This is a genomic window from Janthinobacterium aestuarii, assembly GCF_051380835.1.
Lineage (GTDB): Bacteria > Pseudomonadota > Gammaproteobacteria > Burkholderiales > Burkholderiaceae_D > Janthinobacterium > Janthinobacterium aestuarii.
In genome coordinates this window covers 137,448-160,074 of the sequence record NZ_JBNYXU010000004.1, presented here as the reverse complement: position 1 = coordinate 160,074, position 22,627 = coordinate 137,448, and the positions used below count along the sequence as shown (strand labels likewise).

Here is a 22,627-nt window from a genome sequence, read left to right as displayed (position 1 = left end):
AGGAGACAGCGTGGATAACTCCATCAAACATGGCTTGCTGACACTCGTCGAACGGACCGCCCGCCTGACAGGCCAGCATCTGGCGGCTGCGCGCCTGGCCGACCTGCAGCGCCAGCTCGAAGATATCGACGACAGCGGCGCACCCGCCATGGTGCTTACCGCCATCTGGCAGGCGGCCGGGCTGGAAGGCGCGGCGCGCCCGCTGCACGAGCCCACACCGGGCGAGCTGCCGTTCGCCGTCTACAGCGCCAGCACGGGCTGGGGCTTGCTGCAGTCGCGCGGCGCCGACGGCGCCTGGCGCGGCGAAGGCATCGACGGGCGCGCCCTGCAACTGGCCTCGCTGGCAGGTTTAGCTTGCGTGGGCCTGCCGCGCCGCAGCGAAAAAAGCGGCGCCCGCCCCGGCGCGCTAAGCCTGGTGCGCAAGGCCCTGTGGCTGAAGAAAAGCGTGTTCGTCGATGCCGTGCTGGCCACCGCGCTGGTGACCCTGCTGACCATGGCCACCTCGCTGTTTTCCATGCAGGTGTACGACCGCGTGATCCCGAACCAGAGCTTCAGCACCCTGTGGGTGCTGGTGGTGGGCGTGGCCCTGTCGATCGGCCTGGAATTCATCCTCAAGCAGGTGCGCAGCCGCATCGTCGACCACTCGTGCAATGACGTCGACCATGAATTGTCGGAATGGTTTTTCCAGCGCATGCTGGGCATCCGCATGGAGGCGCGCCCCGCTTCCGTCGGCACTCTGGCGGCGCAGGTCAAAGGCTTTGAAATGGTGCGCGGCGTGCTCACGTCGACCTCGCTGTTCGTGCTGACGGACGTGCCCTTCGCCCTGATTTTCCTCGCCATGATCACCATCATCGGCGGCTGGCTCGTGGTGGTGCCGCTGGTGGCCCTGCCGCTGGCCCTCGTGTGCGGGCTGATGTTCCAGCGCGCCATCCAGAGCCATACGCGCAAGAACCTCAACGCCAGCAACCGCAAGGCGGGCTTGCTGGTCGAAGCTGTCGATGGCGTGGAAACGCTCAAGGGCAGCAGCGCCGAATGGATGATGCGGGCGCGCTGGGCCGAACTGGTGGCCGAAACGAGCCACGCGGAACAGAATATCCGCGACTATGCGGCCCTGTCGCAAAACATCACGGCCGCCTTCCAGCAGCTGACCAACGTGGCGCTGATCTCCATGGGCGCGTGGTTCGTGGCCGAGAACCAGATGACCATGGGCGCCCTGATGGCGTGCACCATCATCAGCAACCGCGCGCTGATGCCCATCGTGCAGCTGCCCGCCGTGATGGTGCAGTGGGCGCACGCGCGCGCCTCGATCGACGGCCTGGAACAGGTCATCAGCCTGCCCAACGAAGCCGACACCGCGCAGTTCGCGCTGACGCCGCGCAGCCTCGACACGGGACTGCGCTTCGAGCGCATCCGCTTTACGTATGGCGGCGCGCAAAAGGTGGCGCTGGAAGTGGAAAGCCTGGCCATCCGCCCCGGCGAACGGGTCGGCCTGGTGGGCGCCATCGGCTCGGGCAAGAGCACCCTGCTGAAACTGGCCTCGGGCCTGTACCAGCCGGCCGAGGGCAAGGTGTACCTGGGCGACGTCGACATGGCCCTGCTGGCGCCGGCCGTGGTGCGCGAAATGGTCGGCTACCTGCCGCAGGAAACGCGGCTGTTCAGCGGCACCCTGCGCGACAACCTGTTATTGGGACTGGCCGACCCGGGCGAGGAAGCGATCCTGGCGGCGGCCAAGCGCACGGGCCTGATCGAGCTGATACTGGGCCAGCCACGGGGACTGGCACTGGGCATCACCGAAGGCGGGCGCGGCGTGTCTGGCGGCCAGCGGCAATTGATCGCCGTCACGCGCCTGCTGCTGGCCAAGCCGCGCATCTGGCTGCTCGATGAACCGACGGGCGCCATGGATGCGAAGACGGAGGCGCGCATCGTGGGGCTGCTGGGAGAACTGGCGGCCGAAGGCGTGACCATGGTCGCCACCACGCACAAGAACGCCCTCTTGCCCCTGCTCGACCGCCTGGTGGTGCTGCAGGCGGGCCGGGCGCTGCTCGACGGCCCGCGCGACTTTGTCCTGGCCAAGCTGTCGGGCAAGCCACAGGCCGTGCCCAGTTCCGCAACGACGCCGGTAGCGCAAGGAGCCGTCGCATGAAACTGGCCAAGGTCGAAGCGAAAGAGGAAGCGAAACGGGGACGGGTGCTGATCTGGAGCTGCACGGCGGCGCTGGCCGGCGTCATCGCCTGGGCTTCGTGGGCGGAGCTGGACCAGGTCACGCGCGCCAACGGCCAGGTGATCGCCAGTTCGCGCAACCAGATCATCCAGGTGGCTGATGGCGGCGTGCTGGCCGAACTGCGCGTGCACGAAGGCAGCGTGGTAAAAAAAGGAGCATTACTGGCGCGCTTCGACCGCACGCGGGCCGAGACGAGCTATCTGGAAAGCACGGCCAAGGCGGCCGGACTGAAGGCGGCCGTGGCGCGCCTGCAGGCCGAGGTGTTTGGCGGCGCGCCCAAATTTTCGCCCGAACTGCAGGCGTTCCCGGAATTTCGCGCCAACCAGCTGGCCCTGTTCAGCAAGCGCCAGGGCGCCGTGCAGGCGGAGGTGAGTTCGCTGGAAAGCGCCATGAAGCTGATCAAGGAAGAGCTGGAAATGAATCTGCCGCTGCTGGAAACGGGAGACGTCAGCCGCGCCGAAGTGCTGAAACTGCGGCGGCAGGTGGTCGACATCCAGGCGCAGATCACCAACCGGCGCAACAAATATCTGCAGGATAGCCAGACGGATCTGGTGAAAGCCCAGGAAGACCTGGCCGGCGTGCTGCAGACGGTGACCCAGCGCAAGGAGCAGCTGGGCTCGACGGATATCTACGCGCCCACGGACGGCATCGTGCGCAACGTGCGCCTCACTACCCTGGGCGGCGTGGCCAAGCCGGGCGAGGAAATCCTGCAGATCGTGCCGACGGACGATGACCTGATCATCGAGGCGAAAGTCAAACCGGCCGACATCGCTTTCATCAAGCCCGGCCTGCCCACGGCCGTGAAACTCGATGCCTACGACTACGGCATCTACGGGCGCCTGCGCGGCACCGTCAGCTACATCAGCGCGGACACCTTAAGTGAAGACAACAAGGGCAATGAACAGCCGTACTACCGCGTGCAGATCAAGACCAGCGGGCGCAATCTGATGGGCAAGAATGGCGAGCCTATCCTGATCCAGCCCGGCATGACGGCCACCGTGGAAATCAACACGGGCCGCAAGACGGTTTTGCGCTACCTGACGAAACCGATCACCAAGACGTTCTCGGAATCGATGGGGGAGCGGTAAGCTGGCGGGCTGTTAACCGGCAGGCTTCAGGCGGCCGATGACGCTGGCCACCTTGGCCGTGATCATGTCGACCGCGGGGCCATTGGCGCCATGCGGCAAGATGACATCGGCATTGCGCTTGGTCGGCTCGATGAATTGCTTGTGCATCGGGCGTACCGTTTCCAGATACTGCTCGATGACGCTTTCCACGGAGCGGCCGCGTTCCGTGATATCGCGCTGCATGCGGCGGATGAAGCGCACGTCGGAAGCCGTGTCGACAAAGATCTTCAGCGACATCATGTTGCGCAAGTCTTCGTCATACAAGGCAAACAGGCCTTCGATCACGATCACGGGCGCCGGCTTGACGGGGATGGTCCTGTTGGAGCGGTTGTGCAGCGTGAAGTCGTACTCGGGCATCTCGATCGCTTCGCCATTGCGCAAGGCCTGGATGTGCCGCACCAGCAATGGCCACTCGAACGCCTGCGGATGGTCGTAATTCTGCTGGCGCCGGACTTCAGGGGAGAGATGGGTTTGGTCGCAATAGTAGTCGTCCTGCATCACGACCGAGACCATGTCGGCGCCGAAGGACGCGAGCACTTGTTGGGATACGGTGGACTTGCCACTGCCGCTTCCGCCAGCGACACCAATAACAAACGGTTGGAAGGAAATATTATTCATGCCGAATGATACCGGAAACGCGAGCGGACTGACAGGGAGCGGAGGCAAAGCCGGGCCTGTCACGCAGGCACGCGCCAGCCGAAGAAGGGGCCGATAGGCGAACGCTTGGCAAGATGGTATTCTCAACAAGCTCAAGATGCGCAGACGGGACGCATCGCGCCGGCATTGCATGCCGGACCGCTCCCGGTATCGATTGACTATTTACCTGGAATGGACAATGAACGAAGAAAAATTTTGGCAACTGATAGAGCAAATCGGCCGTGAAGCCCTGGAAACCGCAAGCAATTGCGCCGCCTGGCCCAGCTAACGGCAATGGACGCCATCGCCGCAAGCAAGGCGCATATCAAGCTGGCCGAAGGCGATGCCGGGCAATGGGATGCGCACATGGCGGCAGCGGAAGCCGTGCTGCGCAGCGCCTTGCAAGCAGCCCGGCAAACGGATCGGCAAGACACCGCCCTGCTCACTTCCCTGGGCGCCGTACTGTGTGACCAGGGCAAGTACAGGAAAGCCGTCAACGTGCTGGAAACGGCGCTCAAGCTGGGTTCGACGGACAGCCATACCCATTACAACCTGGGGGTGGCCCTGGCGGGACTGGCAAAACCGCGCAAGGCCATGGCGCAATTTGGCAAGGCGCAGGACCTTGCCCCTTCCAGCCTGACCTGGACCGCCTATTTCGACCCGCAAGCCCAATAGGCGCGTGCCCGGAAATTACTCGAACTGCTTGCGGAACGCCTCGAACTGCGCCGCCAGGCCATCGAAGTCGCTGCGCAATTGCAGCACTTCCTGTTCCAGCTGGGCCACCCTGCTGCCCTGTTGCGGCGCACTAACGGCGCCGGCGTAGCCTGCCGCCGTCTCGATCTGCGCGAGCGCCTCCTCGCCGCCCAGCAAGTGGCCGTAGCGCGGTTCCTTGGCACCGGGTGCGACGGCCAGCTTGGCCACCAGTGGCGGATATTTGTCGATCAAAAATTGCAGGCCCGACTCCACTTCCGCCACGGACTTGAATTCATGTACGCGGCCGCTGCGGCTGCGGATCTCGCCCGCCGTCTGCAAGCCGCGCAGCATCAGGATCGTCAGGATGGCCAGTTTATCCTGTTCCAGCGACCACTTGATGCGCATGCGGTGTTCGTACTTGGCGACCCGCGCGCCGGCCTGCGTGATGCCGTTGACGAACTTGAGCTGCATCAGGCGCTGCAGCACATCGTAGACGGTTTCTTCGGACAGGGCCATGACGGGATCGCGGCTGGACAGCTGGTTGCAGCCGTTCGTCAGCGCGTTCAGCGACAGCGGATAGCTGTCCGGCGTCAGCGCTTCCTTTTCCGCCAGCACGGCCAGCACGCGGATCTCGAAGGGGTCGAGCAGATTCGGATTGTCAGTGCTTTTTTCTGCTGCGTTTTCAGCTATGTTTGCGTCTGTAGTCATGCCTGTATCCTTAATCAACCAGCTTGTTCATTTGCTCGGAATCGAATTTATCACACTCGGGCACGCCCTGGCAGCAGATGCCCGCCGCTTTCAGGGTGGCGAGGATGGTTTCGATGCGCTGTTCCTGTGCCACGGCGTGCGTGATCAGGCCCTGCAGGGCTTTCGACAGCGGGTCGTCGCCGTTGGGCGTGACGCCATACGCCGCGAACAAATGGGCCGTGCTGCCCTCGCGCAAGGCGCTGACATCCTTTTGCACGATGTGCGCGGGGTTGCCCACGGCTGTCGCGCCGGACGGCACGGGTTTGAGCAGCACGGCGTTCGAACCCACCTTCGCGTACTCGCCCACCGTGAAGCTGCCCAGCACCTGCGCGCCGGCGCCGACGATGACGCCGCGCTCCAGGGTCGGATGGCGCTTGGCGCCGCTGTGCAGCGACGTGCCGCCCAGGGTCACGCCCTGGTAGATGGTGCAATCGTCGCCGACGACGGCCGTCTCGCCGATCACCACGCCGAAGCCATGGTCGATGAAGACGCGCCGGCCGATGACCGCACCCGGATGGATCTCGATGCCCGTGATGATGCGGGCGATATAAGAAATGAAGCGCCCCACCCACTTCATGCGCCGCGTCCAGCACCAGTGCGCCCAGCCATGCATGACGATGGCGTGCAAGCCCGGATAACAGGTCAGCACCTCCCAGCCATTGCGGGCGGCCGGGTCACGTTCGATGATGCTGTTGATGTCTTCGCGCAGGTGGTGGAACATAATGAAAATGGATAAGGTGGAACGCAAATGGTAGCGTATTCGGCGGGGGAATGCTGGAGGGGCTGACGTCGAGAGGCCCCTCAACGGCAAGCTGGGGTCAGTTCCTTCGGAATCGTGATGCGTCCCATTGGAACGCGTCACCCCGACGGGTCTGACCCCAAGTGACGCTAACTTATGCTTCTAAAGCGATGCGCTGGCGGCGGGCTTCATAGAGACATACGCCCGATGCCACGGACACGTTCAGACTCTCGACGGAGCCGAACATCGGGATGCTGACGAGGATGTCGCAGGTGTCGCGCGTCAAACGGCGCATGCCTTCGCCTTCGGAACCCATGACGAGAGCCGTCGGACCCGTGAAATCGGCTTCGTACAAGCCTTTTTCGCCGTCGTCCGAGGTGCCGATCAGCCAGATGCCGCGATCCTTCAATTCACGCATGGTGCGCGCCAGGTTCGTCACCGTGATGTACGGGACGGTTTCGGCGGCGCCGCTGGCGACCTTGGCGGCCGTGGCGTTCAAGCCCACGGCGCGGTCCTTCGGTACGATGACGGCATGTGCGCCGACGCCATCGGCCACGCGCAGGCAGGCGCCCAGGTTATGCGGATCGGTGATGCCGTCGAGAATCAACAGCAACGGCGGGCCGTCGATGGCGTCCAGCAGCTCATCGAGATTGCGCGCCAGCGACAGCTGCGAGGCAAACGCGATCACACCCTGGTGGCGGCGCGTGCCGACGATCTTGTCCAGACGCGACGAGTCGACGGGCATGACGCGCACGTTGGCAGCCTTGGCGGCGGCGATCATGTCCTTCATGCGGCCGTCGACGCGGCTGGCATCGACGAAAATTTCTTCCACGGACGACGCTTCATGACGCAGACGCGAGGTGACGGCGTGGAAGCCGAAAATCATTTTATTCTTCATTTGTTATCGCTTCTTTTATCGCTTGTTCTTGCTTGATTTTGATACAGTTTTTGCTGCACGTGGTGCCGCCGCAGCGGGTGCCGCGGCTGGTTTCTTGCTGCGCTTCGGCGCGGCGGCCTTGGGGGCTGCCGCCTTAGGGGCTTCCTTGGCTGCAGGCTTGGCTTGCGCCTTGGCGCCATTGGATCGGCCGCCGGAACCCTTGCCGGGTTTGCCACCGTTGTTGCCGCCGCCATTGACGCTGGTTTTGATCTCGTGGCGCTGCTCGGTCGCGGGACCGGGCTTGACCATCGATTTCTTTTCGCCCTTGCGCTTGCCGCCAGCTTGCTTCGCTGGCGCATCTTCGCCCGCCAGTTCAGCATCGGTGACCAGGCGCAGGTCAATCTTGCGCGTTTCCAGGTCGACACGCGCCACTTGCACCGTCAGACGGTCGGTCAATTGATAACGCTTGCCCGTACGTTCGCCGCGCAATTCATGGCGCGCATCGTCGTACTGGAAGTAGTCGGTGCCCAGCTCGGTGACGTGCACCAGGCCTTCGACAAACAGGGTGTCCAGTTGCACGAAGACGCCGAAGGTGGTCACGCCAGTGATCGTGCCGGTGAATTCCTCGCCCAGTTTGTCCTGCATGAAGTAGCACTTCAGCCAGGCTTCCACGTCGCGCGACGCTTCGTCGGCGCGGCGCTCGTTGGCCGAGCAATGCACGCCCAGCGCGTCCCAGATCGTCAGGTCCGTCTTCTTCGGCTTGCCGTCGGCCTTGTCCTTCGCCTGCTGCTTGCGCGTGGCGTTCGACACGTTCGTGTTCAGCACGGTCTTTTCGGACAGCTTGGGCTCGTATTTCTTGCCTTGCAAGATGGCCTTGATGGCGCGGTGCGTCAGCAGGTCGGGATAGCGGCGGATCGGGCTGGTGAAGTGGGCATACGCCTCGTACGCCAGGCCGAAGTGGCCGATATTGTCCGGGCTGTAGACGGCTTGCTGCATCGAACGCAGCAGCATCGTTTGCAGCAGGGCCGCGTCGGGACGCGCCTTGATCTGCTGCATCAGGGTCTGGTAATCGGATGCCGATGGCGTGTCGCCGCCCGTCAGGTTCAGGCCAACCTGTTTCAGGAAAGTGCGCACTTGCGTGAGCTTTTCCTTGGTCGGGCTGGCGTGGATGCGGTACGTACCTGGGTGCTTGTTACGCAGCAACAGATCGGCCGCGCAGACGTTGGCCGCCAGCATGCACTCTTCGATGATCTTGTGCGCTTCGTTGCGCGTGCGGGGAATGATCTTTTCGATCTTGCCCACGCTATTGCAGACGATATACGTTTCCGTCGTCTCGAAATCGATGGCGCCCCGCTCCGTGCGTGCTTTCAGCAAGGCGCGGTAGACGGCTTCCAGGTTTTGCAGGTGCGGCAGGATGTCCGCGCGGCGTGCCGCTTCGGGTCCCTTGGTGTTGCCCAGCACGGCAGCGACTTCGTCATAGGTGAGGCGCGCGGCAGAGTGGATCACGGCCGGATAGAACTGGTACGCCTTCAGCTCGCCCTTGTCGCTGACGACGGCGTCGCAGACGAGGGTCAGGCGGTCGACGGCCGGGTTCAGCGAGCACAGGCCGTTCGACAGTTTTTCCGGCAGCATCGGGATCACGCGGCGCGGGAAGTAGACGGACGTGCTGCGCTCAAGCGCGTCGATATCGAGCGCGTCGTTCGGTTTCACGTAATGGCTGACGTCGGCAATGGCCACGATCAGGCGGAAGCAGTTGGCACGGCCGATCTTGACGGGCTCGCAATACACGGCATCGTCGAAATCGCGCGCATCTTCGCCGTCGATGGTAACGAGCGGCACGTCGCGCAGGTCGACACGGTCTTTCAGGTCGGCGGCGCGTACTTCGAACGGCAGCTTTTCAGCTTGCTTGAGGGCGGCGGCGGAAAAGATGTGCGGCACGTTGAATTTGCGTACGGCAATTTCAATTTCCATGCCGGGATCATCCAAAGCGCCCAGCACTTCGACGATCTTGCCGACCGGCTGCTTGAAGCGCATCGGTTGCTCGGTCAGCTCGACGCTGACGATCTGGCCGGCCTTTGCCTTGCCCACCGAACCGGTGACCAGAATGTCCTGGCCGATGCGCTGGTCTTCCGGCGCCACGACCCAGGTACCGTTTTCCTGGATCAGACGGCCGATGACGTGGGTATTGGCGCGGTAGGTGACTTCGACGATCGTGCCTTCCGGGCGGCCGCGGCGGTCCGTGCCGACGACGCGGGCCATGACCTTGTCGCCATGCAGTACTTTCTGCATTTCTTTCTCAGGCAGGAACAGGTCGGCGCTGGCGTCATCGGGAATGACAAAGCCGAAGCCATCGCGGTGGCTGGTGACGCGACCGGCGACAAGCGCGCTCTGGTCGGCCAGGCTGAAAACACCGCTGGCGTCAGACTTGAGCTGGCCGTCGCGCTCCATCGCCTTCAGGCGACGGACCAGGACATCCATGGAATCGGCATGCACTTGCAGCGTTTTCCCGAGAGACTGCGGGTCGAGAGGCGCGTTGACGCTGCGGAATATGCCGAGAATGTCCTCCCGGCTGGGGATGGTGTGGGTATTTTGGCTCAAAAGTATTTCTATAGTTGTTATTGACAGTGATCAAACGGAAGACAAAGACCGATGACATCACCGTCAATATTGACACGGTGATGTCCGGTAGTGTACCGGAGGACGCCTTGGTTTGCCTAACGGACAGCGTAGCGGAAACCGAACAAGTGCCTCGCCGATGAAAAAAAGCAGAAAAGCTGCGCAATGCATTTGACTTTGGCAAATATTGCTCTATAATCTAGCCCTCTTGCAGCGACAAACCTTCACGGGAATGCAGTTACAGGAAAGCGGTACAGGGTTGATGTGCAGTATGGAGCGAAAGCTCATCTGGCGCAAAACTCTTCAAGTCGCTATAATAGCAGAATTGTTGCTAAGTTATTTGGCAACAAGTACTCGAGCAGTAATGTAATAAGCAGTAAAGCAAGTAATAGCAGTATCAGTGCCCACGTGGCGGAATTGGTAGACGCGCATGGTTCAGGTCCATGTGCCTTCGGGTGTAGGGGTTCGAGTCCCTTCGTGGGCACCATTACCTCATTCGCAAAGAGCCGCAAACTTTCACGAGTTTGCGGCTTTTTTCATTTCCGCAGCGAAAAGCCCTCCCCTCCCGGCAGCCAACTCACCTGACATGCCTGCGGATGGGAAGCGGCTGAAAACCGCTGAAAAAATAGGCAAGTTCAGCCCTTTTTCATAGGGAACAGCCCTTTTCAGGCGAAAAAACATGTTTCTTGAAGAAAAGTGCAAAATGTTGATTGACCGAATGCGCGCCAGCCCTTATGATTTTGTCCTCGCTGCAGAACACGCAGCGACAAGCAGCAAGCAGTAACAATGCCCACGTGGCGGAATTGGTAGACGCGCATGGTTCAGGTCCATGTGCCTTCGGGTGTAGGGGTTCGAGTCCCTTCGTGGGCACCACCAGCAACAAGTTGTCGATTGTTGTGATCCGCAGTACAGTAGTAGAGAGTAGCAAAAGCAGCACAATGCCCACGTGGCGGAATTGGTAGACGCGCATGGTTCAGGTCCATGTGCCTTCGGGTGTAGGGGTTCGAGTCCCTTCGTGGGCACCACCAGCAACGAGTTGTTTTCGTTGTAGTCCGCAGTACAGTAGTAAGTAGTGAGATATAGCAGTAAGCAACAAGCAGCATCAGTGCCCACGTGGCGGAATTGGTAGACGCGCATGGTTCAGGTCCATGTGCCTTCGGGTGTAGGGGTTCGAGTCCCTTCGTGGGCACCATTACCTAATTCGCAAAAAAGCCGCAAACTTTCACGAGTTTGCGGCTTTTTTCATTTCCGGATGCCGTGCTGCCACGGCATCCTCCCTCCCCTTACTTGGCCAGCGCCGCCTTGACGGCGTCAAGCAGTCTCGTCGTCGGACGGCCGATCAGCGCGCTCAATTGCTTGCCATGGTCTTCCAGACCACCCTTGGCCGTCCCAGCATCGGAGTCGGCCAGCAGATCGGCAAAGCCTTCCGGCACGCCCACGCTCACCAGCGCCGCCTTGAAGTCCGCCTGCGGCAAGTCCTTGTACACAATCGCCTTGCCCGTCTGGCGCGCCACTTCGGCCGCGTACTCCGCCAGGGTAAAGCCCTGGTCGCCAGCCAGTTCATAGATGGCTTGCGGCTGGGCCGCCGTCAGCACGGCGGCAGCTGCCGCTGCGTAGTCGGCGCGCGCGGCGGACGAGAAACGCCCATTTTGCGCCGCACCCAGCACGACGCCATGCGCGAGCACGGGCGCCAGGTGTTCCGTATGGTTTTCCAGGTACCAGCCGTTGCGCAGGAAACTGTAAGGCAGGCTTGACGCGCGGATGGCCGCTTCCGTAATCACGTGCTCCGCGGCCAGGCCCAGCGGCGACGTGTCGGCGCGCAAGACGCTGGTATAGGCCAGCAGAGATACGCCGGCGCGCTTGGCCGCATCGATGACGTTCTGGTGCTGCTGGGCGCGCTGGCCCACTTCGCTCGACGAAATCAGCAAGATTTTCGTTGCGCCCTTGAACGCCGCGTCGAGGCTGGCGCCATCGTTGTAATCGGCCTGGCGCACTTGCACGCCCCGGGCGGCCAGGTCGGCGGCCTTGGCAGGGTTGCGCACGGCGGCGATGATATTGGCTGCGGGGACGGACTTGAGCAGGCTGGCGATGACGTGCTGGCCCAGATTGCCTGTGGCGCCGGTGATGACGATCATGATTTCTCCTTGGTACGTGGGTGGTAAAACCCTATAATAGGACTATTGCTTACTTATTGTAAGTACGTACCTTTTGGTAAGTATTATTGAAATCCACCTTAACAGGGCCAACTATCATGTCCACAGACACTCCCGGCGCCAGCCTGCGCGCCTCACTCGCCCGGCAAACCCAGGACGCCCACTTGCTGGCGGCCACCTGCCCGTCGCGCGCCGTGCTCAGCCACCTGACCAGCCGCTGGGCCGTGCTGGTGCTGGTACTGCTGCTGAGCGGCACGCGGCGCTTCAGCGAGCTGCGCCGCGAAGTGGGCGGCGTCAGCGAAAAAATGCTGGCGCAAACCCTGGAAGCGCTGACCGGCGACGGCTTCGTGCTGCGCCAGGCGTATCTGGTGATACCGCCCAAGGTGGAATACAGCCTCACGCCGCTGGGACGCGAAGCGGCCGAACGCCTGGCCGTGCTGGTCGACTGGATCGAGGATAATTACCCGCGCATCGAACAGGCGCGCGCCGACCTGGCCACGGCGCCCGCAGCGCAAAACGCCGCGTAAACGAGACCCATCCGCATTGCTTTTAATCATCAAGAATTATCGTTTACTCCTACTTGCCTTGATGTAATACTAGCCCCATGAAACGCGTAAGGGCGCGACACCATGAACCAGTTGATTTCTTCCATCACCGACCGGGCCAATGTGCTGCTGGTCAGCAATTCGCCGAACGATGTGCGCGAACTGCTGTATGTGCTGGACCGGCATAACCTGGGCACGGGACTGGCGGGCGATATCGACGAAGGCGTGGAACTGGCGGCCGGCGGCACGGACCTGATCCTGCTCGACGCGGCCCTGGCGGGCTCGAATATCGGCGCCACCTGCATGCGCCTGCGCAATGCGGGCGGACGCCACGGCGTGCCCCTGCTGCTGATGTCGGCCACGCCCAGCGCCGAGGAACAGGGCCGCAGCGTGGGCGCCGGCGCCTCCGACTACATCAAGATGCCCTTCAATGCGCGCGACGTGGCGGAAAAAATCCTCATGGAACTGGCGCTGCACAAGGCAGAGACGCCCGCGCCGCGCGCCGCCACGCCGCCGCGCCCCCTGCATCCGCAAACGCTGGAAGTCAATTACCACTCGATACTGGCCGGCTCGCCCGACGCCGTGCTGCTGTTCGATATCGACAACGGCCTGCTGATCGACGCCAACCACCTGGCCGAAGAATTGTTCGGCATGCCACTGGCCGAGCTGCTGCAAGGCGGCATGGAACCGCTGTTCCCCCAGCATCAGAGCGATGGCCGCGCCTCGCCGCAGCTGCTGGAAGAAAAGATCCGCGCTACCTTGCAAGGCAAGATCGTCGTCTTCCGCGCCAGCTGCTGCCACCGCGACAGCCGCCCGATCGCCTGCGAAATCCGGCTGATGCGCCTGTCCGTGCCGGGCCGCCAGCTCGTGCATGCGCGCATCATCGACTTGACTGAACGCAACCTGGCCGAAGCGATGCGCTCGGGCCAGAGCGCCCTGCTGGAAATGGTCGCCAAGGGCGCGCCCCTGATCCCCACCCTGAACCAGCTGCTGCTCCTGATCGAAGGCCAGTCGCGCGGCGTGCTCTGCTCCATCATGCTGCTCGACGACGACGGCATCCACATGCACAGCGCGGCTGGTCCCAGCCTGCCGCCCGAGTACATGGCCCTGCTCGAAGGCGTGGCCATCGGCCCCGGCGTGGGCTCTTGCGGCACGGCCATGTCCCTGCGCGAACCGGTGGTGGTCAGCGACATCATGTGCGATCCGCTGTGGGCGCCCTACCGCGAACTGGCCGCGCCATTCGGCTTGCGCGCCTGCTGGTCGCAGCCCATCTTCGGCCAGGATGGCGCCGTGCTCGGCTCGTTCGCCATGTACTACCGCGAGGTGCGCAAGCCCGATGCGCGCGACCTGGAGCTGATCGACACGGCGACCGACCTGGCCGGCATTGCCATCAGCCGCATGCGCCACGAACGCGAGCTGCAGCGCCACCGCACCCACCTGGAAGAGCTGGTGGCCGAACGCACGGCGGCCCTGACGCAGGCCAAGGAACAATCGGAGCAAACGAACCGCGAATTGGCCGCCGCGCTGGAAAACCTGTCCATCACGCAGGAAGAACTGGTGCGCCGCGACAAGCTGGCCGCGCTCGGCGCGCTGGTGGCCGGCATCGCGCACGAACTCAATACGCCGATCGGCAACGGCCTGGTGGTGGCCACCACGATGGCCGAACGCACGCGCGAAATCCAGGCCAGCTTCCTGGACGGCTTGCGCCGCTCCGAACTGGGCGCCTACCTGACCCAGGCCAGCGAGGCGGACGCCATCATGCTGCGCAACCTGCAGCGCGCCGCCGACCTCGTCTCGAGCTTCAAGCAGATCGCCGTCGACCGCGCCAGCTCGCAGCGCCGCCACTTCCTGCTGCGCCAGTTCGTGGCCGAGCTGATGCTGCCCCTGTGCACGCAGCTCAAGGCCGCCGGCCTGAGCCTGACGCAGGACGTGCCCGAGGACCTGGCCATGGACAGCTATCCGGGTCCGCTGGGCCAGGTGCTGAGCAACCTGCTGGAAAACTGCCTGCGCCACGCCTTCGAGGGCCGCAGCAGCGGCACCATTCACATCAGAGCGCGCGGCAGCGACGACGGCAAGACGATCACCATGTCCATCGCCGACACCGGTGTGGGCATCGCCGCCGACGATCTCGTGCACGTCTACGACCCGTTCTTCACGACCAAGCTCGGTTCCGGCGGCTCGGGCCTGGGCCTGCATGTGGCGCACAACATCGTCACGGGCGTGCTGGGCGGCCATATCGACGCCACCAGCAGCACCGGCGACGCCAGCGGCACCACCTTCACCCTGCAGCTGCCCGCCGTGGCGCCGCAATCGCCCGCGCCCTGAACGGCAAGCGCGCTACAATGCCCTCAAGCATTTCTTTCGGAGCACCCATGAAATACCTGATCGCCACGACCCTGCTGGCAGTGTGCGCCTGCGCAATGGCCGGACCTGCCCCCTGGTACAAATGGCGCAGCAAGATCGACGGCACGCTGTCGTGCGCCCAATCCACCCTGGGATTTGGCTGGGAACTGGCCTCGGGACCGTACAAAGATAGCCGTTGCGAAAAACCGGCGCTTGTTAAATAATGGGGCCATGACCACACGGGGGCACCGGCTTGATTGCAAGCGATGGCATTGCGGCGTCGAAAGAGTATGGAACGATAAGAACGTATCTATTCAAACCGAGGAGACCACATGTTTACGAATCCCGAACAATTCGCATCGGCCACCAAGGCCCTGTTTGAATTCCAGCTGATGACCTTCAACACCCTCACCTCGAAGGCCGTGCAAGGCGTGGAACAGGTGCTGGCATTGAACATGGCCACCGCCAAGTCCGGCATCGAGGATGGCATCGCCGCCGGCAAGGAAATCAGCCAGGCCAAGGATCCGAAGGCCGCCATGGCCGCCGCCGCTGCCCAGCTGCAACCGGGCGTGGCCGGCGCCAAAGCGTATAAACAGCAACTCGACGACATCATCAAGGAAATCCACACGGAATTCACCACGGCCGCCGAAGCCCACGTGGCCGAAGCGAAAAGCAATCTGAGCGCCCTGATCTACGACGTCACGAAAAACGTGCCGCCAGGCTCGGAAAACGCCGTCGCCATCGTCAAGGCCGCTATCGACAATGCCTTCCTCGGCTACGAGCAAGTGACCAAGGCCACGAAACAGGCCGTCAAGACCGTGGAAGAGCAGATCGCCAAGGCCAGCGCGCAAGTGGCGCAGGCCACGGAAAAGGCGACAAACGGCGCTACGGCAACAGCTGAAAAAGCGGCGCCGGCTGCCAAGCCGAAGGCGGCTAAAAAGTAAGCGATGTAGGTCGGATTAGCGCGGCAAGACCGCGCGTAATCCGACGCACTGCTGGCGCTAACGGTGATGTCGGATTACGCGCTTGCGCGCTAATCCGACCTACCCGACCTACAAGAATCCACCGGCAGGGTCCGGTATTCGCTCCCTCCCATCCCCCCGAAATAGCCTGAGCCTAGCTGCAGAAATCCTGGCATGCCTTCGCCTCGACGGCGCCGTCCAGCTGGCGGCGCCAGGCCGCCATGCGCCACGCGGCCCAGGCGGCGGACAAGGCGCCCGCGACGAGTATCAGCCGCGTGTCGATCAGGGTCAGCACGGAACCGCTGAGGGCGACGACGATGTTGGCGATGCAAAACGTCGTGGCCAGCAAACCCATCACGGCGCCCTGTCCGTGCGCGCTGAAGCGCTCGGCGCACCAGCCCTGTATCACCGTGTTGTACAGCGCATTCGGAATGCCGAACAGCACGATGGCGGCGATGCCCACCCAGATATTACCCAACGCCAATATCCCTACGGCCAGCGCCACGCCGCACGCATACCAGCAAGCCCGCAGCAACGGCGCATGGCGGCTGGGACCGCCCGCCAGCAAGGACGTGATGGTCATCGTGCCGCACAGGCCCACATTCACCCAGGCAATCTCCTGCGCATGGTAATTGGCCGTCTCGACCAGCCACAGCGGATAGAACTCGTAAAAGCTGGCCACGCCGCACGTAAATGCCAGTTGCACGATGAACAGGGTGCGCAGCTCCTCATGGCGCAGCAAATTGAGCGAATGACGGTCACGCGCAACCTGCCACCACGACGTCGTCAATAACGAGGGCGTTTCACGCTGTAAACCCACGGCCACCAGCACGGCGACGAGCATCAGGGCGGCGGCGGCGATCCAGAACGGCACCGTCACGCCCCAATGCAGGGTCGCACCCGCCAGGATCGGCCCCACCAGCCAGCCCAGGTAAAACGCGCCGTTCAGCCACGACATGGCGCGCAGGCGCAGCGGACCCGTCAGCTGGTCGGCCAGCATGGCGCGCGCCACGGCGCCGTTCCCTTCCAGCAAACCCGTGATGAAACGGGCGACAATAAACAGTGGATAGGACTGAATCACCAGCGCCCAGGCCGTGATGGCATGGCCGATGGCGGCGCCCACGGCCGTGCGCATCAGCAAGGGACGGCGGCCATAGCGGTCGGACAAGGGCCCCAGCAAGGCCGAGCCGATCAGCAAGCCCAGCGGGTTGATGGTCAGCGCCAGGCCGAACAGCAATTTCGACGGCAAGCCCAGGAAATTGTTGAAGGCATTTGGCGCCTCGGCTGCGAACAGGGGCGGCAGGATCGGGTATGGCAGCGAGGCGCCGATGGTCGACAGCAGCGCCAGCAGGCAGGCGGCGGAAATCAGGATGATGTTTTTCATGCGGGTTCGGCGGATGTTAGTCTGGCAAGCATACGTGACCATGCCACATAAGCAAACTTAAATTTTTATTAATGATATCCATCGTTGCTGTCGTGAAGCGTGCGAGGCACGGCCTCGGCTATCATGCCCACACGAATCACGTTGAACGGGGCAAACATGACACTGTCAGAAATTGAACAGCAGCACGGCTTCACCTATCCCGCATTGTATCGGCAACTGGAGCGCGACGGCATGTTGGCCGTGGGCGAATACGGCCCCGACTGGTACAAGCTCGTCTATCCCACCTTGACGGACCAGCCCACCCTGCTGCTGCATGCGGACGATTTCGAATTGCTCAACATCGAAGCCGTCGCCGCGGAAGCGGAAACCTTGCTGGACGCCGACGATTACCGTCAGATCGATCCTGCCTTCCAGTTCATCCCGTTTGCGCAAACGGGCGCGGGCGACCACTACTGCTTTTTCGCGTCAAGCGAGCAAGACGGCGAGATGCCCATCGTACTGTTGTGGCATGACGAGAATGAAGCCCAGTACCTGGCGAAAAACCTGCAAGATTTCATGGTTCACATGTTGTTGAACAGCATGGCCGACCAGGATACGTACAACGACGTCAGCGACGAGGCATTCAGGGAGCAACTGGCAAAAACCCTGGGCACGCACGCGCGCTACCTGACGGCGCGGCAAGCCGAAGTGTTGCACGCCTTGCTGGCCAGAGACATCATCGATTACGAGGTGGCGCTGCCGAAGGGACGCACGGAAACGCACAGGGGATTGCTGACCGATATCGAACTGGCCAGCCTGCGCGCAGAACTGATTCCCTGTGAAAAGTTCGACAGCTATTTTGCCTACAGCACGGCTGACTGAACATAAAATCGCTGGGCAAGCGGCGGCTGAAGGTTTAAACTGTATATAAACACAGTAAAAACCATCACCTTGCCTATTCCCATGTTGAGAGTCCTGGAAAATCCCCTGTACTATCTGGATAATTTCCAGGACGTGCTGAGCTGGATCAGCGCGCGTTACGCCGATCTGCTGAGTCCTGAAGAAACGCAGTTCATCGCCGCCTTCGGCGCATTGCCGCAGCCCTCGCGCGCCCTGTTCGTGCGCCTCGTCATGCGCAAGGGGTGCCTGTTTCGCGCCAGCAAGCTCAATTACCAGGAAATCGGCGACACGCGCGCGGCCGCCCTGCCCTTGCTGGCCCTGGACTGGGTCGAAGCCGATCCCGTCATTGCGCTCGCCGAACTGTTCGACTTGCTGCTGAAAGCAGAAATCGCCCAGGCCTTCGGCCTCGCCGCACCGCTGAAGACGGCGCGCAAGGCCGAGCAGCTGGACGCCTTGCGCGAGCAGCATACGGAAAGTAAACCATTCTCAGCATGGCATCCGGCCTGCAACGACGTGCTGTACCGCATCGGCCTGCAAGCGCTGTGCGACCGCCTGCGCCTGATTTACTTTGGCAACTACCACCAGGACTGGTCGGAATTCGTGCTGTCCGACCTCGGCGTGTATCAATACGAAAAAGTGGAATTCTCGCCGCAGTCGCGCGGCTTTCGCACGCGCCAGGATATCGAGCACTATGAAGTGCTGCACCAGTGCCGCGAACGCTACAACGACAGCGCGCCAGCCGACGAGGTGCTGCAGGAACTGGCTGCGCTGCCCTTGTCCGAGGACAATACCTGGCTGGCCAGCCGGCGCGACAAGCTGCGCTTCCAGATCGCCCAGCACCTGGAAAAATGCCAGGACTGGCCGGCTGCCTACCGCGCCTACGCCGATTGCCGCTATCCGGGCGCGCGGGGCCGCGCCATCCGCGTGCTGGAAAAAGATGATCAGCCGCAAGCGGCCTACGAACGCTTGACGATCGCCCTGGCGGCGCCGGAAAGCGAGGCGGAACAGCAATTGCTGCTGCGCATGGCGCCCCGTTTGCGGCGCAAGCTGGGCCATGCCAAACAGGCTGCCAACGCGGCCGCCGCCGTGGAACGCATCGACCTGCTGCTGCCCTATCCTGAACAGGCGTGCTACGTGGAAGGCGTGGTGCAGCAGCATTTGATGCGGGACGACTCTCCCGTGTACTACGTGGAAAACACCCTGATCAACTCGCTGTTCGGCCTGCTGTGCTGGCCCGCCATCTTCAAGCCCATGCCGGGCGCCTTCTTCCATCCGTTCCACCGTGGCCCGGCCGACTTGCACAGCGCCGATTTTTACCAGCGCCGCAGCAACGATTTTGCCGCCTGCCTGGCGCAGCTGGACGACGGCAGCTACCACGCGGCCATCCGCGCCACGCTTGCCGCCAAGCACGGCATCGTTTCGCCCTTCGTCAGCTGGGACGTGCTGGACGACGGCTTGCTGGACCTGGCGCTGGCCTGCATCCCGGCCGCGCACTTGAAGAAGGCGTTCGAGCGCATCTTGCTCGACATCAAAAGCAACCGCAGCGGCTTTCCCGACCTGATCCAGTTCTGGCCGGCCGAACAGCGCTACCGCATGATCGAAGTCAAGGGTCCGGGTGACCGCTTGCAAGACAACCAGCTGCGCTGGATCGCGTATTGCGCCGAACACACGATGCCCGTCAGCGTGTGCTACCTGCAGTGGCAGGTGGCCACATGAGCGGCATGAAGTACACGATCGCCGTACGCGCCCTGTGTGAATTCACGGCCAAGGTGGGCGATCTGGACTTGCGTTTCACACCGTCCCCCACGGCGCAGGAAGGCATGGCCGGGCACGCCACCGTCACGAGCCGGCGCGACGACGATTACCAGCGTGAAATCAGCTTGTCCGGCCACTTCGGCCCCCTGCACGTGCGGGGCCGCGCCGATGGCTACGACCCGGCGCGGCGCCAGCTGGAAGAGATCAAGACGTATCGGGGCGAACTCGACACGATGCCCGCCAACCACCGCCAGTTGCACTGGGCGCAGGCACGCATCTACGGCCACTTGCTGTGCCTGCAGCTGAACCTGCCCATGCTGCGCGTGGCGCTCGTGTATTTCGACATTGCCAGCCAGAAGGAAACGGTCATGCACGAGGAATGCATGGCCGAGGCGCTGCGTCTGTTCTTCGAACAGCATTGCGCCCTGTTTCTCGACTGGGCCGAGCAGGAAATGGCGCACCGCGCCAGCCGCGACGCACAGCTCACGGCCATGGCCTTTCCCCATGCGGACTTCCGCCCGGGGCAGCGACAATTGGCCGAAGCCATGTACAAGGCCAGCAGCCGCGGCTGCGGCTTGCTGGCGCAGGCGCCGACCGGCATCGGCAAGACGGTGGGCAGCCTGTTCCCCATGTTGAAAGCGACGGCCGCGCATGGCCTCGATAAACTGTTTTTCCTGGCCGCCAAGGTGCCGGGCCGCCAGATGGCGCTCGACGCCTGCGCCATCCTCAAGGACAGCGCCCCGCTGCTGCCCTTGCGCGTGCTGGAACTGAGCGCCAAGACCAGCGCCTGCGAACATCGGGACAAGGCTTGCCACGGCGAATCGTGTCCGCTGGCCAAGGGTTTTTACGACCGCCTGCCGCTGGCACGCGAAGTGGCGCTGGCCACCGGTTTGATCCTCGACAAGGAAGCCGTGCGCGCCGTCGCCTTGCAGCAGGGTATCTGCCCGTACTACCTGGGCATGGAGCTGGCGCGCTGGAGCGACGTCGTCATCGGCGACTACAATTATTATTTCGACCTCAGCGCCATGCTGTACGGCATGACCCTGGCCCACGACTGGAAAGTCAACGTGCTGGTCGATGAAGCGCACAATATGGTGTCGCGCGCGCGCAGCATGTATACAGCCGAACTGGCGCAGGTCGACCTGAAGATGCTGCGCAAGTTCGCGCCCGATGCCTTGAAAAAGCCGCTCGACCGCCTCTCGCGCCAATGGACGGCTTTGCTGAAAGAACAGGACGGCGACTATCACGTGCATGCGGCTCTGCCCGACAAATTCTTTGGCGCCCTGCAAGGCCTGGCGACGGCCATCGGCGACTACATGGCCGAGCATGCTGCCGCGCTCGATGAAGACTTGCAGCGCTTTTACTTTGACGTGCTGCTGATCAATCGCCTGGCGGAAAGTTTCGGCGAGCATTCGCTGTTCGACGTCAGCAAAACGGAGACGGGCTCCACCGTCTGCATCCGCAACATCGTGCCGGCGCCGTTTCTCAAGGAACGCTTCGCGGCCAGTCACAGCACGGCCCTGTTTTCCGCCACCCTGAGTCCATGGAATTACTACAGCGACACCCTGGGCATGCCGGCCGACACGGCCTGGGTCGACGTGGAGTCCCCATTCCAGGCGGAACAACTGTCAGTGCGCGTGGCCGACACGATTTCCACGCGCTACCAGCACCGCGCCGCGTCCTTGCTGCCCATCGCCCAGCTGATGGCGAAGCAATACGCGGAAACGCCGGGCAACTACCTGGCCTTCTTCAGCAGCTTCGACTACATGGAAAAGACGGCCCACTTGTTCGCCCAGCATTACCCGGACGTGCCCCTGTGGCAGCAGCCGCGCCGCATGGACGATACTGCCCGCGCACAATTCCTGGGCCGCTTCGGCCTGGACACGCGCGGCATCGGCTTTGCCGTGCTCGGCGGCGCGTTCGGCGAAGGCATCGACTTGCCCGGCGCGCGCCTGATCGGCGCCTTCATCGCCACCTTGGGTTTGCCGCAGATCAATCCCGTCAACGAGCAGATCCGCCAGCGCATGGGCGACATCTTTGGCGCCGGCTACGACTACACGTACTTGTACCCGGGCATGCAAAAGGTGGTGCAGGCCGCCGGCAGGGTCATCCGCACGCAGTCGGACAAGGGCGTCGTCTACCTGATCGACGACCGTTTTTCGCGCCCGGAAATCCGCCAGCTGCTACCTACGTGGTGGGATGTGCAGCTAGCCAACCAGTAACTTCAGCTTCTGATAGCCCGCCTTGCTCACGGGAATGCGCGTGTCATCGCGCAGGATGGCCACGTGGCTGTCTTTCGTTGCCGCCTCGATGCGGCTAATGCCGTCGATATTGAGCAGATACGATCTGTGCACGCGCAGGAACTTGGCGGGATCGAGCTGGCTTTCCAGTTCTGCTAAGGTCTGGCTTTTCAGGTAGGACTTGCCTTCGGAACGGATGCTGATGTAATCGTCCTGCGCCTCGATGTAGTCGATGCGCGCGCTGGCGATGACGTGGACCTTGGCGCCGTCGCGGATCAGCACGCGGTCCAAAGGCGCGGCGCGCGTGGCCGCCTCGCGCGCCAGCGTTTGCACAGCAGTGGACGCGGCGGGCGTGCTGCGGTTGGCGCGCGCATGGGCCAGCGCCTGGTCGAAGCGGTGTTCGCTGAACGGTTTCAACAGATAGTCGAGCGCATGGCATTCGAACGCTTTCAAGGCGTACTGGTCGTAGGCCGTGACAAAGATCAACTTTGTCTTCGCGCCGATCAATTCCGCCACTTCAAAACCGTCCAGGCGCGGCATCTGGATGTCGAGGAACACCAGTTCCGGTTCCAGTTCCGCGATGGCCTTGACGGCGTCAAAGCCGTTGGCGCACTCGGCGACGATCTCGATATCGTCATGGCGTGCCAGGTATTCGCGCAGCACGCTGCGCGCCAGTAATTCGTCATCGACGATGGCCACCCGCATTCTTG

19 protein-coding genes and 4 tRNA genes are annotated in these 22,627 nt (G+C 62.8%); 14 read left to right on the top strand and 9 right to left on the bottom strand.

From position 1 onward, the window contains the following. The first annotated feature begins 10 nt into the window (after positions 1-10). Together ACQ4WO_RS13070 and ACQ4WO_RS13065 are read left to right on the top strand one after the other, a co-directional pair. Positions 11-2,143: an ATP-binding cassette domain-containing protein gene (locus tag ACQ4WO_RS13070; RefSeq protein WP_436481800.1), complete on the top strand. Its 2,133-nt coding sequence runs from the start codon at positions 11-13 to the stop codon at positions 2,141-2,143. Beyond that, complete coding sequence (locus ACQ4WO_RS13065) at positions 2,140-3,309, top strand: HlyD family type I secretion periplasmic adaptor subunit (RefSeq protein WP_436481799.1); 1,170 nt, start codon at positions 2,140-2,142, stop codon at positions 3,307-3,309. The genes ACQ4WO_RS13070 and ACQ4WO_RS13065 overlap by 4 nt, the downstream gene beginning before the upstream one ends. Before the next feature lie 12 nt (positions 3,310-3,321). Here the strand turns inward: ACQ4WO_RS13065 and udk are convergent, their stop codons facing one another. Further along, positions 3,322-3,966 carry a uridine kinase gene (udk, locus tag ACQ4WO_RS13060; protein ID WP_319992652.1) on the bottom strand — a complete coding sequence of 215 codons (645 nt, stop codon included), beginning with the start codon at positions 3,964-3,966 and terminating at the stop codon, positions 3,322-3,324. A 312-nt stretch (positions 3,967-4,278) separates the two neighbouring features. Between udk and ACQ4WO_RS13055 the strand changes: the two genes are divergently transcribed. Beyond that, positions 4,279-4,659, top strand: coding sequence for a tetratricopeptide repeat protein (locus tag ACQ4WO_RS13055; RefSeq protein ID WP_436481798.1), 381 nt, complete (start codon positions 4,279-4,281; stop codon positions 4,657-4,659). Between the two features lie 15 nt (positions 4,660-4,674). Here the strand turns inward: ACQ4WO_RS13055 and ACQ4WO_RS13050 are convergent, their stop codons facing one another. From ACQ4WO_RS13050 to rnr, 4 genes are all read right to left on the bottom strand, one after another. Next, positions 4,675-5,385: a YceH family protein gene (locus ACQ4WO_RS13050; RefSeq protein ID WP_436481797.1), complete on the bottom strand. Its 711-nt coding sequence runs from the start codon at positions 5,383-5,385 to the stop codon at positions 4,675-4,677. Positions 5,386-5,395: 10 nt separating this feature from the next. Beyond that, entirely contained in the window at positions 5,396-6,145 is a 750-nt protein-coding gene (cysE, locus tag ACQ4WO_RS13045; protein WP_034756915.1) for a serine O-acetyltransferase, read from the bottom strand. A gap of 172 nt (positions 6,146-6,317) precedes the next feature. After that, positions 6,318-7,061: a 23S rRNA (guanosine(2251)-2'-O)-methyltransferase RlmB gene (gene rlmB, locus ACQ4WO_RS13040; protein WP_058048541.1), complete on the bottom strand. Its 744-nt coding sequence runs from the start codon at positions 7,059-7,061 to the stop codon at positions 6,318-6,320. Positions 7,062-7,076: 15 nt separating this feature from the next. Then, the gene (rnr, locus tag ACQ4WO_RS13035; protein WP_436481796.1) at positions 7,077-9,638 is read right to left on the bottom strand and encodes a ribonuclease R; all 2,562 of its coding nucleotides are present in this window, start codon (positions 9,636-9,638) and stop codon (positions 7,077-7,079) included. A 420-nt stretch (positions 9,639-10,058) separates the two neighbouring features. Between rnr and ACQ4WO_RS13030 the strand changes: the two genes are divergently transcribed. Next, positions 10,059-10,143 (top strand) — tRNA-Leu (locus ACQ4WO_RS13030). Between the two features lie 29 nt (positions 10,144-10,172). Here the strand turns inward: ACQ4WO_RS13030 and ACQ4WO_RS13025 are convergent. Further along, the gene (locus ACQ4WO_RS13025; protein WP_436481795.1) at positions 10,173-10,337 is read right to left on the bottom strand and encodes a hypothetical protein; all 165 of its coding nucleotides are present in this window, start codon (positions 10,335-10,337) and stop codon (positions 10,173-10,175) included. A 107-nt stretch (positions 10,338-10,444) separates the two neighbouring features. On the opposite strand from ACQ4WO_RS13025, the gene ACQ4WO_RS13020 reads away from it, so the two are divergent. From ACQ4WO_RS13020 to ACQ4WO_RS13010, 3 genes are all read left to right on the top strand, one after another. Next, a tRNA-Leu gene (locus ACQ4WO_RS13020) sits at positions 10,445-10,529 on the top strand. Between the two features lie 67 nt (positions 10,530-10,596). Then, positions 10,597-10,681 (top strand) — tRNA-Leu (locus tag ACQ4WO_RS13015). Positions 10,682-10,763: 82 nt separating this feature from the next. Further along, positions 10,764-10,848, top strand: a tRNA-Leu gene (locus ACQ4WO_RS13010). Between the two features lie 91 nt (positions 10,849-10,939). On the opposite strand, the gene ACQ4WO_RS13005 is transcribed toward ACQ4WO_RS13010, so the two are convergent. Further along, positions 10,940-11,791: an SDR family oxidoreductase gene (locus tag ACQ4WO_RS13005; protein WP_436481794.1), complete on the bottom strand. Its 852-nt coding sequence runs from the start codon at positions 11,789-11,791 to the stop codon at positions 10,940-10,942. A 116-nt stretch (positions 11,792-11,907) separates the two neighbouring features. Here ACQ4WO_RS13005 and ACQ4WO_RS13000 point away from each other — a divergent pair, with 116 nt between their 5' ends. The 4 genes from ACQ4WO_RS13000 (at position 11,908) to phaP (ending at position 15,641) form a co-directional block, all read left to right on the top strand. Then, the gene (locus ACQ4WO_RS13000; protein WP_436481792.1) at positions 11,908-12,336 is read left to right on the top strand and encodes a winged helix-turn-helix transcriptional regulator; all 429 of its coding nucleotides are present in this window, start codon (positions 11,908-11,910) and stop codon (positions 12,334-12,336) included. A gap of 102 nt (positions 12,337-12,438) precedes the next feature. After that, positions 12,439-14,679: an ATP-binding protein gene (locus ACQ4WO_RS12995; protein WP_436481791.1), complete on the top strand. Its 2,241-nt coding sequence runs from the start codon at positions 12,439-12,441 to the stop codon at positions 14,677-14,679. A gap of 47 nt (positions 14,680-14,726) precedes the next feature. Next, positions 14,727-14,921, top strand: a complete 195-nt coding sequence (locus tag ACQ4WO_RS12990) for a hypothetical protein (protein ID WP_128139841.1) — start codon at positions 14,727-14,729, stop codon at positions 14,919-14,921. 108 nt (positions 14,922-15,029) lie between these two features. After that, a complete protein-coding gene (gene phaP, locus ACQ4WO_RS12985) occupies positions 15,030-15,641 on the top strand; it encodes a TIGR01841 family phasin (RefSeq protein ID WP_319992646.1) in 612 nt (203 codons plus the stop codon). 172 nt (positions 15,642-15,813) lie between these two features. Here the strand turns inward: phaP and ACQ4WO_RS12980 are convergent, their stop codons facing one another. Continuing rightward, positions 15,814-17,043, bottom strand: coding sequence for an MFS transporter (locus ACQ4WO_RS12980; protein ID WP_219329798.1), 1,230 nt, complete (start codon positions 17,041-17,043; stop codon positions 15,814-15,816). Positions 17,044-17,199: 156 nt separating this feature from the next. Between ACQ4WO_RS12980 and ACQ4WO_RS12975 the strand changes: the two genes are divergently transcribed. From ACQ4WO_RS12975 to ACQ4WO_RS12965, 3 genes are all read left to right on the top strand, one after another. Beyond that, positions 17,200-17,904 carry an SMI1/KNR4 family protein gene (locus tag ACQ4WO_RS12975; RefSeq protein WP_436481788.1) on the top strand — a complete coding sequence of 235 codons (705 nt, stop codon included), beginning with the start codon at positions 17,200-17,202 and terminating at the stop codon, positions 17,902-17,904. An 81-nt stretch (positions 17,905-17,985) separates the two neighbouring features. Then, complete coding sequence (locus ACQ4WO_RS12970) at positions 17,986-19,638, top strand: VRR-NUC domain-containing protein (RefSeq protein ID WP_436481787.1); 1,653 nt, start codon at positions 17,986-17,988, stop codon at positions 19,636-19,638. A gap of 5 nt (positions 19,639-19,643) precedes the next feature. Next, a complete protein-coding gene (locus ACQ4WO_RS12965; RefSeq protein ID WP_436482046.1) occupies positions 19,644-21,899 on the top strand; it encodes an ATP-dependent DNA helicase in 2,256 nt (751 codons plus the stop codon). Here the strand turns inward: ACQ4WO_RS12965 and ACQ4WO_RS12960 are convergent. Continuing rightward, positions 21,885-22,622 (bottom strand): LytR/AlgR family response regulator transcription factor, encoded by a 738-nt coding sequence (locus tag ACQ4WO_RS12960; protein WP_436482045.1) that lies wholly within the window; start codon positions 22,620-22,622, stop codon positions 21,885-21,887. The genes ACQ4WO_RS12965 and ACQ4WO_RS12960 overlap by 15 nt on opposite strands. Positions 22,623-22,627 lie beyond the last annotated feature (5 nt).